This is a genomic window from Pseudomonas sp. KH_017 (assembly GCF_057840285.1).
The window spans coordinates 3,513,735-3,530,523 of sequence record NZ_CM174509.1 but is presented as its reverse complement, the minus strand read 5'-3'; the positions used below and the strand labels follow the sequence as shown (position 1 = coordinate 3,530,523).

Genomic DNA, 16,789 nt, shown 5'->3' with positions numbered 1-16,789 from the left:
CGAGCAAATAATAACAAGGCGGGCGTATGACATCTTTAAGTACTCATCACCAGGACAAGGCGACGTTCCTCGAGCGCCTGATCTTCAACAACCGCCCGGCAGTGATCACGATCTGCCTGCTGGTCAGTATTTTCCTGTTCTGGCAGGCGACGCTGATTCGCCCGTCCACCAGTTTCGAAAAAATGATCCCGCTGGAGCATCCCTTCATCCAGAAGATGATGGAGCACCGCAACGATCTGGCGAACCTGGGCAACACCGTACGGATCTCGGTGGAAGCCACCGATGGCGACATTTTCTCCAAGGAGTACATGGAGACCCTGCGTCAGATCAACGACGAGGTGTTCTACATCTCCGGTGTCGACCGTTCCGGCCTCAAGTCGCTGTGGAGCCCGAGCGTTCGCTGGACCGAAGTGACGGAAGAGGGCTTCGCCGGCGGTGAAGTGATTCCGCAAAGCTACAACGGCTCCCAGACCAGCCTCGACTTGCTGCGCAACAACGTGCTCAAGTCCGGTCAGGTCGGGCGCCTGGTGTCCAACGACTTCAAGTCGAGCATCGTCGACATTCCGTTGCTGGAGTCCTACCCGGACCCGCAGGACCAGGGCAAGCTGCTGGCGCTGGACTATCGCCAGTTCTCCCACGAGCTTGAAGACAAGATCCGCACCAAGTTCGAAGCTCAGAACCCGAACGTGAAGATTCACATCGTCGGTTTCGCCAAGAAAGTCGGTGACCTGATCGATGGCCTGGTGATGGTGGTGATGTTCTTCGGCATCGCCTTCGTCATCACCCTGATCCTCCTGTTGTGGTTCACCAACTGCCTGCGCAGTACCGTCGCCGTGTTGAGCACGACGCTGGTGGCAGTGGTCTGGCAACTGGGCTTGATGCACTTCTTCGGCTTCGGGCTCGACCCCTATTCGATGCTGGTGCCGTTCCTGATCTTCGCCATCGGTATTTCCCACGGCGTACAGAAGATCAACGGGATCGCCCTGCAATCGAGCGAGGCGGACAACGCCCTGACGGCGGCGCGCCGTACGTTCCGTCAATTGTTCCTGCCGGGGATGATCGCGATCCTCGCCGATGCCGTGGGTTTCATCACGCTGCTGATCATCGATATCGGTGTGATCCGTGAGCTGGCCATCGGCGCATCCATCGGCGTGGCGGTGATCGTGTTCACCAACCTGATCCTGCTGCCGGTGGCGATTTCCTATGTCGGCATCAGCAAGCGTGCCATCGACCGCAGCAAAAAGGACGCGACTCGCGAGCATCCGTTCTGGCGCCTGCTGTCGAACTTTGCCAGCGCGAAAGTGGCCCCGATTTCCATTCTGCTGGCACTGATCGCCTTTGGCGGCGGCCTGTGGTACAGCCAGAACCTGAAAATCGGCGACCTTGACCAGGGGGCCCCGGAGCTGCGTCCGGACTCGCGCTACAACAAGGACAACAACTTCATCATCAACAACTACTCCACCAGTTCCGACGTATTGGTGGTGATGGTCAAGACCAAGTCCGAAGGGTGCTCGCGCTACGAAGCCATGGGGCCGATCGACGAGCTGATGTGGAAGATGCAGAACACTGAGGGCGTACAGTCGGCGATTTCCCTGGTGACCGTGTCCAAGCAAATGATCAAGGGCATGAACGAGGGCAACCTGAAATGGGAAACCCTGTCGCGTAACCCTGACGTGCTGAACAACTCCATTGCCCGCGCTGACGGCCTGTACAACAACAGCTGTTCGCTGGCGCCGGTGCTGGTGTTCCTCAACGATCACAAGGCCGAGACCCTGGATCGCGCGGTGCATGCGGTGCAGGAGTTCGCCAAGGAAAACAACAAGGATGGCCTGGAGTTCATCCTCGCGGCCGGTAACGCCGGGATCGAGGCGGCCACCAACGAGGTGATCAAGAAGTCCGAGCTGACCATCCTGATCCTGGTGTACATCTGTGTGGCGGTGATGTGCATGATCACCTTCCGTTCGTGGGCGGCGACCTTGTGCATCGTGCTGCCATTGGTGCTGACCTCGGTACTCGGCAACGCCCTGATGGCCTTCATGGGCATCGGCGTGAAAGTCGCGACCCTGCCGGTCGTGGCGCTCGGGGTGGGGATTGGCGTGGACTACGGCATCTACATCTACAGCCGCCTGGAAAGCTTCCTGCGTGCCGGCCTGCCGCTGCAAGAGGCGTACTACCAGACGCTGAAGTCCACCGGCAAGGCGGTGCTGTTCACCGGCCTGTGCCTGGCCATCGGCGTGTGCACCTGGATCTTCTCGGCCATCAAGTTCCAGGCCGACATGGGGCTGATGCTGACCTTCATGCTGCTGTGGAACATGTTCGGTGCGCTGTGGCTGTTGCCGGCACTGGCGCGGTTCCTGATCAAGCCGGAGAAACTGGCGGGGCAGAAGGGCAATTCGTTGTTCGCCCACTGACCGTTCCGTTGCCCTGACACCGAAAGCCGCGACCTGAAAAGGCGCGGCTTTCGGCGTTTCTGGCGGTGTACTTCGCAGTTGGCGACTCGACTACCGAACGGGCAACAGGTCCAGAAACAGCCTTTGATCCCGTGGTGGGGTAATGGGGCTGTAGAGGTCGCGGATGATCACCTTGTTGTCCGGCCCGGCCTGGGCAATCAGATCCTTGAGGGTCATGAAGCGATGTTCGGGACGCTTGAGGTGGGCGATGGTGTAGGTCGAGGGCGCGTTGTTCACCTGGGCGTAGTGGAAATGCGCATACCACAGCACCGTTTCCGAGTTTTTCTCCCGAATGGCGAATTCAGTCAAATAGTCTTTGGCGGCCGTCCGCTTGAGTGCCTGTACCAGCCCGATGTCCACCGCCTGGCGATCGCGAAGGTACTCGATACTTTCCTGTCGGGGGCGTTGTGCCTTGTATCCCTCGATGCAATGTTGCTGGCCTTTGAGCCGGCTTTCGCTGGCGGTGTTGCGCAATGATTCAAGCACGTTGTTGATTTGCGGGTTGTCTGGCTGGGCGTGCTCCAGTTCGCTGGCCAGCGTTTCGATCCGTTCAGCCTGGTGTTCCAGCATATCGCTCCAGTCGCGGGGGTTGAGTTCATCCCGCCGTTGCGGATCACTGAGCTTTCTTTTCTGAAATTCGATTGAGCGCTCAATGGCCGGGATTTCGTCGATCAGTCGCTGCCCCTCCGTGCGCAGCGCGGCAACAGTACGCGGTTGCGCGGCGTGCACAGGCCGCACCGGCGCGGCTTCGACAATTTCGACCCATCCCTCATTGGGGTGCTCCATGAACCGTCCACTGACCTGGAGGGTGACCGGGTTTCGGGTGACGATTGTCGGAAACGGCATGTCAGTGCTCGCCGGTTCCAGCTCTCCCACCAGGGCGCCGTTATCCCGTGACTTGAACACCCGTTTGGTCTTCGACGGTGCTTTGACGGGTGTGAAGGCGACGGGCAATACCGGCAGAAATTCGTCCTCGCGCAGCAGATCGGCCAGTTCGCTCTCGGCACTGTCCCGTGCGATCTCCAGACGCTCCATCAGCAGCGACATATAGCGGGGGCGGATCAACGGCGAATCAAGCTCCAGCAGTGAGGTGTTGATTTGCAGGCGTCTTTTGTAGTGCCTGATCAGGTTGATCAGGACATCCTTGCGCTCCCGGGAGGTAAAACCATCCGTGCTCAGCAGCTCCAGATGAGAGTCTTCGAGCGCTGACATGGCGCCCAGACGGTCTTCATGGACCTTGAGAAAGTACTGCTCCTGCGGGGTTTTCGCCTCGACGGTGGTGTCGATGCTCAAGATATTGAGTATGTCGAGTGACTCGAGGATGGCGGTGACTCGGTTGGAAAACCTTCGATCAGGATGGCTTTTGAGGTATTTCAGGCGTTGTGCCGGCCCGGTCTTGAAGTCCTGCGCAAGCTCTGTCAGGACCCCGTCCTGCGTGATGATTGCCTGGGTGTGTCGCTCGGAGGCGGCAAAAAGGGTTTGCAGAAGGTCGTACATGCGCTGGGCGGTATCGATGTCATTGCTGTTGTGTTGCAACTCGATCAGCGACTCGCCTTGCTCGGAAACGAAGCTGGCCAGGTAGAGGGTCGCCAGCCGATAGATCCTCAGTCCGTAGGAGGACAGTATTGCCGTGTACTCGCCGGTCGCTTTTGCCTCGTATTCGAAGCGCACGTCAACGTCCTTGAGTTGTCGATAGGCCTGGATCAAATCGCGACGGGCCTGGATCAACTGATCGACAATGACCTGATCTCTTTCCTGCAATACCTGGAAATCCAGCCGGCTGCGGGATCGCGCAACAGCCTTGAGCCGATGGTCGCCCTGGAGGGCCTGATCCTCGGGCGATGCGCGAAGACGCATATGGGCGGTTTCCAGTTCGTTGTCGGCGCTGTCATACGCGATTCTTGCGGCTTCCAGTTGCCGGTCCATATCCTTTGCCTGTCTTGCCAGCGTCGATACGCTCCCACCGATTCGGTTGACCTCAACGGTGGCTTGCTCACGTTTCCTGTCTATTTCCGCCAGTTTGGCTTTGAGTCGACTCTTGGGGCCTCCGCCTTGCAGCTTCAGACCCGTGTCCAGCGACCATCGGCCTTGTCCGTCGGTCTTGAGCTTGAAGCCGGGATGGAGCGGCTTTTCGGGGTGAATGATGTAAACGTCGCCGAACCCTGGAACGATACTGACCTTGAACAGCAATCCTCCCAGTGAGGCATGCCATTGATGGTTGATCCGGTACAGTCCCTTGAACATGCCGATTTCAACGGGGGCGGGAACCGGGACGGGCCAGGCGACCTTGAGTTCGAGCAATGCATTCAACAGGCGCCGGCTTGACGAATCCCTGGCGGTGGAGTGAATGAAATCGATCTGGGTGTGGTCGGCGGCCGGCGGTTCTGCGGGCAAACCGACCACGCCTTGCTCGATTTCGGCCGTCGGTGGTGCGACATCCTGGGGTGGACGACGCAGGCGGGCGAGGCGCGGTGGCGGCTCTGCCGGCCGGGGTGCCGGTGTCGAAAGCTCGGGCGGATGGAGTTGGGGCGAAACATGCAGCAGGATCAATCCGACATTGAGCAGCAGATCGACCCAGGCCAGTTCCCTGGCCGTCGGGTCATTGCTGTGCAGCGCCGTCACATCGCTTTTCAGGGCGACGGCCAGCTGCAGCATCCAGCCGGCCAGCATCGCCGGGCCACGAAGCACTGGCAGGAGCAAGGCGTTGAACAGCAACCAGCCGCCCTCGCGCACGATGGCCCAGCGGCTTTCGGCGTTGGAAACCGATTCTCTGTCAGCCAGGTCGACGAGCGCCCGTGCGTTGCTGGCGTAGAGGTACTGCGTGAGATTCCCGGTGGCCAGCGCCTGTACCAGCGAACCAGGTATTTCTTCGGTGCTGGAGTCCTGAGCCAACTGCGCCGGCTGCGGTTTTTCCCAACGGACGGTGTCGTCGCCCAGGCCGAAACGAAGGATGTGGGGGCTGTTGAACCCGTCATTGCTGTAGATCGGCCGGGCCCTGTCCGGCAGCCAGCTCAGTACGCTGTCTTGCAGGGGGCCGGCTTGTGCAATGGCGTTGAACAATGCTTCACGACTGGAGAATTGCTGCAAGGCGTCCTGGTATACGGGTCGATACAGGATGTGCGGGCCGATGCCGGTGTCCCGCGGCTCAATGATGAACATGTTGTCGACGACATCGGCGGCCGCGCCGGCCTTGCGGGTAAAGGCAAGCGCGCGGATGACGATGTCCTGGCCGTCGACGACGCGCTCGGGGGCTTGGGTGTGCAAGACGGCCTTGATAAATCGGAAGCCCTGGAAGCTCAGTCCGTGCTCGCCGCGGATCGTGTGTTCCAGCGCCTGAAGTGGCAGCTGCACCTTGAGCGCCTGGCCAAACAGGATTTCCCGACGTTGCGATTCGCTGTTGTCATCGAGCAGCAGGGTTTTGAGGGTGTGCGGGTAACGTTCGCCGATGTTCACCCGGCTGATCAGCCCTTCGGTGCTGCTAAACAGGCCTTTTTCACCCAGGATATAGTCGGCGGTCAGCCACGACGGGACGGCTTTGCCGGTCTTGTCCGCGACGGTCATGCTGCCCGAGGGCGTGGCGCTGAGGTTCTGGATAGCCAGTTCAGTCAGCGTCATGGGGACGCGGGTGATGAAGCCGCTGCCCAGATCACCGGCCGCCACCCGGAAATTGAGCAGCAGATCGCCAGGTTCGCAATCGGAATCGGGATGGTCCAGGCGTATCTGATCACGCAAGGCGTTGTTGGTGAAGTCATGCAGGTTTTCGATGCCGTCGAGGAAGGACTTGCCGCCAGTCTGTCGTTGCCATTGCGCCTGCTCGACCAGCAATTGACGATATTCGGCACGCTCGCTGTCGCTGGCATCCTTGAGCCACTGGGGCAGGGTCGCGCGTATTTTTTCGCCAGATTGCCGGCCAGGCGCCGGAGCATGGCTGAAGTAAGGGGCCGGGTCGGTACTGGCCGCGAAGCGTTCTTCCAGTGCACGAACACCCTGGTCGGCGGGAAGCCGGATGGCGTCCAGGTTCTCCAACTGGCGCTCCAGCAGCAACGCGGCCTGAGTATCGAAGATATTTCCATCGGGCTCGGAACGCTTGATGACGACTTTGTCGGCGATGAACTGGCGCTCCACCTCACGCCCCCAGGCCTGATTGAACGCTTCCATGCTGGGGTACGACTCCAGACGACCTGAAATGCGGTACAAAAATACCCGGCTTCCTTGCACCACCAGCAGGTCCGGCGTGGTGAAGGACGTGCTTTCGCCGTTGCGGACCAGGCAGGTTTCCAGGCAATAGGCATGCACAAAGCCGTCAGGGTGGGGGATGACCTGGCGCTCACGACGGTCGGGGTGTCGAGCCAGTTCGTAGAGTGCGGCCCTGTCATCTTTTTGAGCCGCGGGAAGAAGACTCGCCGCACTGTTCAGACCGCTTGCCAACAGGTCACCCAGCCATTGCCAGTGGCTGACCTTCGTGTCGTGCGCCTGGTTCCAGTAGGCCGTCAGGGCATCCTGAAACCGGGTGCCCAGGGTCAACGCCAATGACTGGATTTTTTCCTGGATAACGCCCATGTCGGGACGCTTTGGCCCTTGCGCTTCGTAGGTCAGACGCGAGGGAGCACGGTTGGTGAGGAAGTGTACGCGTCCGTCAATTTCTGCCGTGAGATTCAGCGATGTGTTGTTACCCAGATAGTCCAGGGCCACGTCGATCAATAGCTTGAGGTCCCATCCCCCCGTCCGGTTGGGTATGGCCAGCCGGGTGACATCCAGATCCAGGGCCAGAGGCGGGTAGTGCTCCAGGATACTGGCGTGAAGCATTTGTCCGGCGACCTGGCGCAATGTCGGTCGGCTGGCGAATCGACGGGCGACCGCTTGAGCGGGAGCGTCGCTGGTAGCGGGGCGTGTGGGTTGTCCCTGAGTTTCGTCTGGCGTGACGGCGGATTGATTCTGCATATCGGATACCGTTCTGTAGCGAAAGAAGTGTGGTTTCGCTGCCAGAATGGCGAGTTTGTCGCAGGCGAGTGCGGTATCCGGCTACCACCGGAGTACTCGAGAAGTGTGTCAGATCATGCCTGGCGACCAGTCGCTCAGGACAGCTCGGAGCCGAGTACGGCACTCAGCGCGCTGCGGGCATCGTCCAGCTGCACCAGCGTCGCGTGCCGTGCGCCGAGGGCATCGCGGTTTTCGATGGCGGTGAGGATTGCCTTGTGCCGGGGCAGCGCCAGTTCATGCAGGTTCGGCCGCTGGTTCGAATGCTTCAAGGCTTCGGCAATGGCCACCGAGAGCATGTTGCACAGGTTGGCCAGCAAGTCGTTGTGCGTGGCATCGGCGATGCGACTGTGGAAATCCAGGTCCGGCTGCAACAGCGCCTCCGGCGTCGGCGCGGCTTCCATGCGCTGGTAGGCCTCACCGATGGAGGCAATGTCCGCTTCCGTGGCGAATTGCGCGGCGAGGGCGGCAGCGGCCGGTTCGATGATGCTGCGCACGCTGGTCAGCAGGTCGAAGAACTGATTCTGCGGACTGCTCTGCATCAACCAGTGCAGCACGTCCGGATCGAGCATGTGCCAGTCCTTGCGCGGCTTGACCACGGTGCCGACCCGCGGGCGGGAATACACCAGGCCCTTGGCGACCAGGACCCGGGTGGCTTCACGCAGCACCGGCCGGCTGACCGCATACTCTTCGCACAACAGCGCTTCGGCGGGCAACTTGTCGTCCGGCAGGAAACGTCCCGAGACGATCTGCATGCCCAGTTCCTGGACGATACGCGAGTGCATGCTTTTGCGGTCGGAGGGTTTGCGGTAATCCATGGGGAGCGGCGCGGTCCTGTGCGAATAGGTGTCGCGCATGATAGCAGGCGCGGCGCGAACCTGAGGCAGGGGTAGATCAAATGTGGGAGCGGGCTTGCTCGCGAAAGCGGAGTGTCAGCCAACAGAGATGTTGAATGATAAACCGCATTCGCGAGCAAGCCCGCTCCCACAGGTTGCTCATTCCAACCGAGGGAAGTGGGGTGCTATGAGCTATCATTGGCGCTTTCCCATTCAAAGATTGACTGCCATGACTTCCGCAACCGACACCCTGCTCAACGTCCTCGAACACTGCGATATGGTGGAAATCGACGGCTTTCACGCTTTCGAATTCTCCCTCGATGAAATCGACAACCTGCATATCGAATGCATGGATGGCCGCGCGGCCAAACACTGGGAGTTCACGCCGGCGCAGATCCAGGCGGCGACGTTCGATCCAACTCTGCAAAGCTGGCTGATCACCGGCGATTCCGGCGAGCACCGACTGGTGTGCATGACGGCATTTCGCGGTGACAACGATGACGGTGAAGACGCGAATGGCGATGCGTAACCTCTGGCCACTGTTGATGGCCGGCAGCATCGGCGCCATGGGCGTACAAACGGCGATGGCCGAAAGTGTCCAATTGCTGGTGGGCTCCTACACCGCCGGTCAAAGCCAGGGCATCTACCGCCTGGCTTTCGACAGCAGCACCGGACAGATCGATGCCAGCCCCCTGCAAGTGATCAAGAGCGAAAACCCGTCGTGGCTGACCCTGTCGAAGGATCAGCGACACCTGTTCGTGGTCAACGAAAACGGCCCGGGCCAGACCGATCCGGTAGGGCGCGTCAGCAGTTTCGCGATTGATCCCAAGACCCATGCGCTGAGCCTGATCAGTCAGGTGCAAAGCCTGGGCAACGAACCGACCCATTCCAGCCTCAGCACCGATGGCAGCCATTTGTTCGTCAGCAATTACTCGGTGGCCGAAGACCCGGGCGGCACCCTTGCGGTATTGCCGGTGGCGGCCGATGGCACGCTCAAACCGGTGGTGCAGATGAGCAGCCACCCGGCGAGCAGGGTCAATCCCGAGCGCCAGGCCTCGGCCCACGTGCATTCGACCATCCCGTCACCGGACGGCCAATACGTGTTCGCCAATGACCTGGGCGCCGACAAGGTGTTTGCCTACCGCTTCGATCCCAAGGCCAACCCGGAGCTGCCGTTGACCCCGGCCACCCCGGCATTCGTGCAATTGCCGCCGGGCAGCGGGCCGCGCCACTTGCTGTTCAGCGCCGATGGCAAACACGCCTGGCTGACCATGGAAATGAGCGCGCAAGTGGCGGTGTTCGATTACCACGACGGCCAACTCAAACAGACGCAGATGGTCGATCTGGCTGCCGGGCAACCGGTCTCGGACAAGGCTGCGGCGGCGTTGCATGCCTCGGCTGATGGCAAGTTTCTCTATGTCAGCAACCGTGGCACCGCCAATCAACTGCTGGTGTTTGCCATCGATCCTGCGACCGGCCACCTCAGTGAGCTGCAACGGCGGGCGGTGGAGGGCGATCATCCGCGGGAATTCAGTCTCGATCCGAGCGGCAAATTCCTGTTGATCGCCAACCAGAAGAGCAACCAGATTGTCGTCGTCGAACGTGACGCAAGGACCGGTCTGCTGGGCAATACCGTGCAAAAACTGCCGATGGACGCCCCGAGCGACCTCAGGTTTCTGCTGCGTCAATAAGCCGCAGGCCCCGGTTGATGGGGCCTGTCGCTTTTATCAATGACGCTGATATCTGGTACTGCTACAAAGCATTTCAAGGCACGGACCCTCGAGGGTTAAGTTTGCTTCACGGCCCCACCGGGCAAGCAAGCCAACTGAATCTGAGGAATACCGCCATGAACTTCAACATCTTCTCTGTCATCGCCGCTTCCGCCATTTCTGCCACCGTTGCGCTGCCAGCCAGTGCCAACGTTGAAATCAGCGACAAAAAAGCCCACACCCAGAGCTACACCCAGAAGTACCTGCAACAGAGCGCCAACTTCTACGCCGCGCTGGATCACAAGACCCAAGCCTGAACGCTCACCCTGCCTTTATGCAGGAGCGAAGTCACTGATGATCGAAGACACTGATGTTGAAACACGGGTGTTGAAAACGATCGGAGTGATGTCGCTCCTGCATAACGCATTTGCGACAGCATCATTTTGCTATCAATATCGCGCTTGATATCATATTGCCATGAGTTTAAATTGACGCTGATTTTTTGACCCCTCCTCACGGCAAGGATCGGCAGCATGGTGACGCGTCTGGCATTGGTTCTTCTGTTTCTCTATTCCACCCCCATTCTGTCGGCGGCCGACCCTGTTTCGGGTGAGCCGGAGGCTGCGCGCGAGCGCTTGATAAGTTTTATTGAAGACTGAAATAGTCTGGCTTAATGATCAATGAAGTTGATGGTCACTATGGATAACCCTGAGTGGTTACCCAGGCTTTTATGATCGATTCTGTGGGTGTTGAAACATGCCTGCGGAGAACATCATGGCCAGCGCAATTCTCACTTCTGCCAAACACGGCGCTTATGTGGCGATCGGTCTTTACCTTGCCATGGTGCTGCTGGTCAGCCTTTCAGCGCAGTCGCAATCCACCTTCGAAGCGCCGATCCAGGTCGCTCATCCCGGCATCCAGTTCGAACACCGTGCGCAAAACGCGGGCGTTGATCAGGCTGAACTCGCGGGAGTCGTCGGCGCATGAAAGGGCACAGACTCTGGGTCATCGCCTTCCTGGCGTTCATGACCAACGGATCCTCCCTGTTGGGGATCGGGCAAGGCTCGGCGGGCTCGGTGGCACGGGCCATCGAAGCCAACCACAACATTGCCCGCAACATCGAAAACGCCAGTGCCCAGGGCATGCTGGCCGGCAATCCGCCGATCAGGAATGAAGGTGTGGTTTTCGGGCCGTTCCAGGTGGATTGCTCGGCGATCGGGATGTGTGGGGTGTTGGCGTAAAGTGCCTGGCCTATTTCTTCATGATTGAAGTAAAGAGTTCCGACTCCAGAAACCGCTGCAACCAGCCCTGCAACCGTCGATACGGCGTCTGCGCGAACCAGTCGCGGTCGACGTGGGCGAACTGGCGCACGAAGGGCATCAATGCCACATCGGCCAGGCTTGGATGGTTGGCCAGCAAGTAGTCGCGTCCCTCCAGCAACGTCTCCAGCCTTTGCAAAAACACCTCGCCCTCGCCGCGATAAACCTCCATCGGTTGCTCGGGATAACGATCGGCGTACTTGTAGCGATTCAAGTGCACCTTGAACACCTGATCGTTCTGTTCGATCAGAGGGGCGATTTGCGTCGCTGCGTCAGGATCATCCTTGAGCAGCCAGTCTTGCGGGTCGTTCTGTGCCAGGGCCCAGCGCATGATGTCGAGGCTTTCGTCGATCACCCGGCCATCGGCGCTGAGCACCGGCACCGTGCCTTTGCCCGACAGCGCGAGCATTTCGGCGGGCTTGGCCTTCAGGCTGACTTCGACGATGTCCACGGCCACGCCCGAGTAGTGCAGGGCCATGCGTGCGCGCATGGCGTACGGGCAGCGGCGGAACGAATACAGGGTGTTCATTTCACCTCCAGGGTACTCAGGCCATTGCCCTGGCGCTGGACCTGAATCTGCACCGGAATCCGTTCATGCATTTCCTGTACGTGGGAAATCACCGCGACCTTGCGGCCCTGGGCCTGCAAGCCGTCGAGGGCGTCCATGGCCAGTTGCAGGGATTCGGGATCGAGGCTACCGAAGCCTTCGTCGATGAACAGCGACTCGATTTTCAACGTGCTCGATGCCATCGACGCCAAACCGAGGGCGAGCGCCAGCGAGACCAGGAAAGTTTCGCCACCGGACAGAGAATGCACCGAGCGCAGTTCGTCGCCCATTTCGGTGTCCATCACCAGCAAGCCGAGCATGCTGCCGCCGCGCTTGAGGCGATAGCGGCGCACCAGTTGGCGCAGTTGCACGTTGGCGTGGTGCACCAGCAGGTCGAGGTTGTAGGCCTGGGCGATCTTGCGGAAGGTGTCGCCGGTGGCGGAGCCGATCAACGCATTCAGGCGCGCCCAGCGTTGATACTCGTTGTAGGCGTCGGCAATCTGCTGCGCCAGGGCCTGATTGGCGTTCTGCCGGCGCTGGTCCTCGGCCTGTTCGGCGCGCAATTCGGCGCAGTGTTGCTCGCTGGTGGCGGCAAGGTTTTGCAGGTCGATCAGCGCACTGGCCAACTGCTCGGCATCGAGGTTGCCGTTGTGTTGCGCCTGGTGATCGAGCAGGCGCTTGTCGCGCTCCTGCACCAGGACGCTGGCCTGTTCGATGGCTTTTTCGCTGTGCTGCAAGCGCTGGCGCAGTTCGCTGACCTGGGTGTCGTCGACGCGCAGCAAGTCTTCGAGGCCGCCGTCATCCAGCTCGGGATGACGGGCACGCCAGTCGCCGATCTTGCCGGTGAGTTCACGTTCTTCGCCTTCCAGTGCGTGCAGGCGTTCCTGCTGGGCCTTGAGCTCGGCGGCGAGTTGCACAGACTGCGTGACGACGCTTTGCAACGTCTGCGCAGTGCTGGTTTCGGCACTGCGCGCCTGTTCCACGGCCTGTTCCAGTTGCTGCTGCCAATGCTCGGCGCTGCTGTGTTCGCCGAGTAATTGCCCGAGTGTGTGCCGGCTCGCCTGTTGCTGCTCGGCCAGCCCGCTGAACTGCTGTTCGGCGGCCTGCAATTGCTGCACGCGGCTTTGCTGGCGATCCTGTTCCTTCTCCAGGTTTTGCTGGCGCTGTTGCTGCTCGGCCAGCTCTTCCTTTTGTTGCTCGAGTTGCGCCAGGCGCTCGGCGATCTGCCGGTCGAGCTGCATGAAGGTCGCGGCCGGTTCGACGCGCAGTGCTTGCAGGGTTTCGGCCGGGAGCAGGTTGGCGAATGCGCTGAGTTCTTCGTCCAGGCGCTGGCGGTCGTTACCCAGCTCACGCTGTTGATTGCTCAGGTGCTGGGCCGCTTGCTGGTGCGCGGTTTCGGCATGGCGCAGTTGCTGGGTCAGGCGTGCGGCATCCTGTTGCAGGGTGAGCAGCGCGGTCTGCCGTTGCTCGTCCTGGCTGATGCTCTGGTTGAGCTGACTGTTTTGCTGGATGAGCCAGGCATCGCGTTTGGCGGCATCCTGGTTCAGCAGTTGGGTGGCCAGCGGATGCGCTTCCAGGCTCGGTGCGAGGGCTTGCTGCTGGGTCGCCAGATGCTCCAGCTGTTGCAGCAGTTCCTTTTGCTGGGCGATCAGCCCGCCGACTTCGGCGCGCAAGTCAGTGAGTTTTTCCTTGAGCAGGTCGACGGCCTTCTGCGCGTTGGCCTGTTCGCTTTCATCAAAGCGGCCGAGGCTCTGCAGCAGGGCTTCCGGCTGATGATACGGATGCTCGTTGCTGCCGCAGACCGGGCATGGCTGATCGTCCTGCAACTGCGCGCGCAGCTCTTCGACACTGGCACTGCGCGCCAGACGCTGACGTTCCAGCAGGTCGCGAGTGACGTTGAGGGTCTGTTCGGCAACGCTCAGATCAGCCTTGGCCTTGACCCCGTCCTGGGTCAGGCGTTCACGTTCCTGTTGCGCGGTGAGCTGGCGCTGTTGCAACTCGGCACCGCGTTTGTCCAGATCCTGCTGGCTGTCCCACAGGCGCGCAAGGTCTTCGACGGCGCGCAGTTGCTTGCGGTTATCCTGCAACAGGCTGCCCAGAATGCCGATCTGCTCGGCGACAGCATCCGGTTCGGCGCCGGCCTCCTTGAACAGCACCTCCAGTTGCTGCTTCTGCGCGGTGAGTGCCTGGTCGGTGCTCGCGGCGTTTTGTTCGAGGCTGGCCAGTTCGGCCTGGCCCTGATTCAACCGGTTGCCGATCAACATCAACTGTTGCAGGCGGTCGCGATAGGCATTCCAGGCATCGCTCAGTGGTGCCAGATGCGTGCTTTGCTCCAGCCCCGTGGTGATGCGCTGCAAGTCCGCGGCGCCACGGGCTTGCTGATCGAGCAAGGTCTGAATCGTGCCCTGGCCCTGGGTGCAGGCCTGTTGCGCCTGTTGCCTGGCTTCGGCGCTGAGGGCGGTGTCCTTGGCCAGGCGGGCGAGGGTGCTTTGCGCTTCGAAGGCCTGACGCAGTAACGGCGCGCTGTCGACTTGCCGCTGCTGGGTTTCGCTCAAGGCGATCCGGACGCTGCCGAGCTGTTGCTCAAGCTGCGTCTGATGCTCGCCGAGTTCGCCATGGTGCTGCGTGTGCAAGGCAATTTGCGCCGCCAGGGGTGTCAGCAGCGCATCGACCTCGGCTTTACGGGCGAACTGGTGCCGTTGCGGGGCCAACTGTTCGAGGCGGGTGAGCCTCAAGCGCTCACTGGTCAGGGATTCCCAGTGGGTCTGCGCCGATTGCAGTTGTTCGCTGGCGGCCAGATGTTCGTCCTGCAAGCGACGCAGGTCCTTGAGCCAGGTGTCCTGCAGTTCAAGCTGTTTGAGCTGCGCCTGTTGGGTCTTGAGTTGTTGCTGCGCCTGGTTGAAGCGCCCGTCCAGTTCCCCGCGGGCTTCGGGCGACAGTGGCGTCACACCGCTGGCCTGATCCTGCAGCAGCTTGTGCGCCTCGCGAGCCTCTTTGGTCTTGTCGAAGGCGCGACGACCGAGGCGGGTGTAGAGCGCGGTGTCGGTGAGTTTTTCCAGCAGTTCGCTGCGGTCGTTGTCGTCGGCCTTGAGGAATGCGCTGAACTCGCTTTGCGCCAACATCACCGCGCGGGTGAACTGTTCGAAATTCAGCCCCAGCGCAGCTTCGAGCTGAGTCTTGTATTCGCCTTTCTGGCTGGCGAGCAATTGATCCTGATCGATGTCACGCAAGCTCTGGCGGCTGGCCTGCAGCTTGCCGGCGGCCTTGTCCCGGGCGCGATTGGCTTCCCAGCGGGCGCGGTAACGGCGGCCGTCGACTCCGACGAAATCCACTTCCGCATAGCCTTCACCCGTGCCGCGACGCAGCAGGGTGCGCGGGTCGCCGGTAGCGATTTCGCCGTCGGCGTCCGGCACCTTGGCATCGCGGCCGGTGTTGTTCAGGCGCGGCACGGCGCCAAACAGCGCCAGGCACAGGGCATCGAGCAAGGTGCTTTTGCCGGCGCCGGTGGGGCCGGTGATGGCGAACAGTCCGGCACTGGCCAGGGGTTCGGCGGTGAAGTCGATTTCAAACGGCCCGGCCAGGGAGGCGAGGTTTTTCAGGCGGATCGCGAGGATTTTCATGGCTGTTCGCTCTCCATCTGCACGTCCTGCAACAGCTCGGCGAAGTCCTTGAGGGTCTGCTCGTCGACCTCGCTGCCGTAGTTGTCCTGCCAGGCGCGGCTGAACAGTTCCTGAGGCGTGAGCTGGTCCAGTTCGATCAGCGTGCTGCCTTCGTCGGCACCGTCACGGCCGCCGTTGCCGGCGTACTCGGCGGCGATGCGCACCAGGCGCACGGCCTTGCCTTGCAGGACGGTTTCCACTTGATTGCGCAGGTCGGGCTGCGGTTCGTCGAGGCGCACCCGCACCTCCAGCCACGGCTGGCGCTGGATCTCGGCCAACAGGTCGATGTTCGGCAGGTCCGCCAGTTGCAGCAGGATCTCGCTCAAAGACGCCGGGCCGATGCGCTGCAGGTTGACCGCGCGTGGGATGAGTTTCGGCTCGACGCTGAGCAGGGTTTCGCCGTCGAGCTTGATGTCGAGAATCTGGTGCTGATAGCTGATCTCGGAGAACGACAGCGGAATCGGCGAGCCGCTGTAGCGGATGCGTTCCTCGCCGTTGACCTTCTGCGGTTTGTGCAAGTGGCCGAGGGCAACGTAGCTGATGCTCGGCCCGAACAGGCTGGCGGGCAGGGCTTCGGCATTGCCGATGATCAGGCTGCGCTCGGAGTCTTCCGACACCGAGCCGCCGGCCATGTGCGCGTGGCTGATGGCGATCAGTGCCTGGCCTGGCTGGCGCTTGGCGTTGGCCGCTTCGATCAGCCACTCGTGCACCTGACCGATCCCGCGCAGGTAGTTGTCGCCCAAATGCGCGCCGGTGACTTCCGCCGGACGCAGGAATGGCAGCGCCAGGCACCAGCCGGCGATTTCACCACTGGCATTCGGCAAGGGCAGCAACAGGCGCTCGGCGTCCAGTTGACCGTCGTCGAGCCACAGCACACGACCGAGCGCGTGAGTGCGCAAGCGCCGCATCAAGGGCGCGGGCAGTTCGATCCGCGAACCGGAGTCGTGGTTGCCGGCGATCATCACGATGGTCAGCAACGGCTGCTGTTCGTGGGCGCTGACGATGAAGTCGTAGAGGCGTTCCTGGGCTTTGACCGGCGGATTGACCGTGTCGAAGATATCGCCAGCGATCAACAGCACATCCGGTTGATCCAGTTTCAGCTGGCGCAACAGCCAGTCGAGAAAACAGCCGTGCTCGAAATCGCGATCCTGGCCGTGCAGGTTCTGCCCGAGGTGCCAGTCGGAGGTGTGAAACAAGCGCAAGGCGGACTCCGCTACAAAATAGGTAATGGCCGCGTGAAAAATGAAGGCGGCGAAAGGGGGGAGAGTTTACTGGTAAACAAACTCGAGAGC

At 61.1% G+C, this 16,789-nt stretch carries 12 protein-coding genes; 7 read left to right on the top strand and 5 right to left on the bottom strand.

All coding sequences use genetic code 11. From position 1 onward, the window contains the following. The first annotated feature begins 26 nt into the window (after positions 1–26). Positions 27–2,411, top strand: a complete 2,385-nt coding sequence (locus AC3IT6_RS16030) for an efflux RND transporter permease subunit (protein ID WP_489351037.1) — start codon at positions 27–29, stop codon at positions 2,409–2,411. 90 nt (positions 2,412–2,501) lie between these two features. Here AC3IT6_RS16030 and AC3IT6_RS16025 read toward each other — a convergent pair whose 3' ends face one another. Then, the gene (locus AC3IT6_RS16025; RefSeq protein ID WP_489351035.1) at positions 2,502–7,391 is read right to left on the bottom strand and encodes a dermonecrotic toxin domain-containing protein; all 4,890 of its coding nucleotides are present in this window, start codon (positions 7,389–7,391) and stop codon (positions 2,502–2,504) included. Between the two features lie 134 nt (positions 7,392–7,525). Beyond that, positions 7,526–8,245 carry a FadR/GntR family transcriptional regulator gene (locus AC3IT6_RS16020; protein ID WP_253563388.1) on the bottom strand — a complete coding sequence of 240 codons (720 nt, stop codon included), beginning with the start codon at positions 8,243–8,245 and terminating at the stop codon, positions 7,526–7,528. Positions 8,246–8,492: 247 nt separating this feature from the next. On the opposite strand from AC3IT6_RS16020, the gene AC3IT6_RS16015 reads away from it, so the two are divergent. From AC3IT6_RS16015 to AC3IT6_RS15990, 6 genes are all read left to right on the top strand, one after another. Continuing rightward, positions 8,493–8,792 (top strand): DUF5629 family protein, encoded by a 300-nt coding sequence (locus tag AC3IT6_RS16015; protein WP_489351033.1) that lies wholly within the window; start codon positions 8,493–8,495, stop codon positions 8,790–8,792. After that, entirely contained in the window at positions 8,785–9,954 is a 1,170-nt protein-coding gene (locus AC3IT6_RS16010; RefSeq protein ID WP_489356585.1) for a lactonase family protein, read from the top strand. The genes AC3IT6_RS16015 and AC3IT6_RS16010 overlap by 8 nt, the downstream gene beginning before the upstream one ends. A gap of 155 nt (positions 9,955–10,109) precedes the next feature. Further along, the gene (locus tag AC3IT6_RS16005) at positions 10,110–10,289 is read left to right on the top strand and encodes a hypothetical protein (RefSeq protein WP_007979950.1); all 180 of its coding nucleotides are present in this window, start codon (positions 10,110–10,112) and stop codon (positions 10,287–10,289) included. Between the two features lie 216 nt (positions 10,290–10,505). Further along, on the top strand, positions 10,506–10,631 hold the full coding sequence (locus tag AC3IT6_RS16000; RefSeq protein WP_263296921.1) for a hypothetical protein: 126 nt from the start codon (positions 10,506–10,508) through the stop codon (positions 10,629–10,631). Positions 10,632–10,746: 115 nt separating this feature from the next. Continuing rightward, a complete protein-coding gene (locus AC3IT6_RS15995) occupies positions 10,747–10,959 on the top strand; it encodes a hypothetical protein (protein ID WP_223448250.1) in 213 nt (70 codons plus the stop codon). Beyond that, a complete protein-coding gene (locus AC3IT6_RS15990) occupies positions 10,956–11,213 on the top strand; it encodes a hypothetical protein (protein WP_150756446.1) in 258 nt (85 codons plus the stop codon). The genes AC3IT6_RS15995 and AC3IT6_RS15990 overlap by 4 nt, the downstream gene beginning before the upstream one ends. A 10-nt stretch (positions 11,214–11,223) precedes the next feature. On the opposite strand, the gene AC3IT6_RS15985 is transcribed toward AC3IT6_RS15990, so the two are convergent. The 3 genes from AC3IT6_RS15985 to AC3IT6_RS15975 are packed head-to-tail and all read right to left on the bottom strand — an operon-like array spanning position 11,224 to position 16,699. Next, entirely contained in the window at positions 11,224–11,820 is a 597-nt protein-coding gene (locus tag AC3IT6_RS15985; protein WP_489351030.1) for a glutathione S-transferase, read from the bottom strand. Then, positions 11,817–15,458 (bottom strand): AAA family ATPase, encoded by a 3,642-nt coding sequence (locus tag AC3IT6_RS15980; protein WP_489351028.1) that lies wholly within the window; start codon positions 15,456–15,458, stop codon positions 11,817–11,819. The genes AC3IT6_RS15985 and AC3IT6_RS15980 overlap by 4 nt, the downstream gene beginning before the upstream one ends. Beyond that, the gene (locus AC3IT6_RS15975; protein ID WP_489351026.1) at positions 15,455–16,699 is read right to left on the bottom strand and encodes an exonuclease SbcCD subunit D C-terminal domain-containing protein; all 1,245 of its coding nucleotides are present in this window, start codon (positions 16,697–16,699) and stop codon (positions 15,455–15,457) included. The genes AC3IT6_RS15980 and AC3IT6_RS15975 overlap by 4 nt, the downstream gene beginning before the upstream one ends. Positions 16,700–16,789 lie beyond the last annotated feature (90 nt).

What these genes read in the sequence shown, in the direction of transcription:
- AC3IT6_RS16030 (WP_489351037.1), top strand. Translation starts at nt 27, where the DNA reads ATGACATCTTTAAGTACTCATCACCAGGACAAGGCGACGTTCCTCGAG.
- AC3IT6_RS16025 (WP_489351035.1), bottom strand. Translation starts at nt 7,391, where the DNA reads ATGCAGAATCAATCCGCCGTCACGCCAGACGAAACTCAGGGACAACCC.
- AC3IT6_RS16020 (WP_253563388.1), bottom strand. Translation starts at nt 8,245, where the DNA reads ATGGATTACCGCAAACCCTCCGACCGCAAAAGCATGCACTCGCGTATC.
- AC3IT6_RS16015 (WP_489351033.1), top strand. Translation starts at nt 8,493, where the DNA reads ATGACTTCCGCAACCGACACCCTGCTCAACGTCCTCGAACACTGCGAT.
- AC3IT6_RS16010 (WP_489356585.1), top strand. Translation starts at nt 8,785, where the DNA reads ATGCGTAACCTCTGGCCACTGTTGATGGCCGGCAGCATCGGCGCCATG.
- AC3IT6_RS16005 (WP_007979950.1), top strand. Translation starts at nt 10,110, where the DNA reads ATGAACTTCAACATCTTCTCTGTCATCGCCGCTTCCGCCATTTCTGCC.
- AC3IT6_RS16000 (WP_263296921.1), top strand. Translation starts at nt 10,506, where the DNA reads ATGGTGACGCGTCTGGCATTGGTTCTTCTGTTTCTCTATTCCACCCCC.
- AC3IT6_RS15995 (WP_223448250.1), top strand. Translation starts at nt 10,747, where the DNA reads ATGGCCAGCGCAATTCTCACTTCTGCCAAACACGGCGCTTATGTGGCG.
- AC3IT6_RS15990 (WP_150756446.1), top strand. Translation starts at nt 10,956, where the DNA reads ATGAAAGGGCACAGACTCTGGGTCATCGCCTTCCTGGCGTTCATGACC.
- AC3IT6_RS15985 (WP_489351030.1), bottom strand. Translation starts at nt 11,820, where the DNA reads ATGAACACCCTGTATTCGTTCCGCCGCTGCCCGTACGCCATGCGCGCA.
- AC3IT6_RS15980 (WP_489351028.1), bottom strand. Translation starts at nt 15,458, where the DNA reads ATGAAAATCCTCGCGATCCGCCTGAAAAACCTCGCCTCCCTGGCCGGG.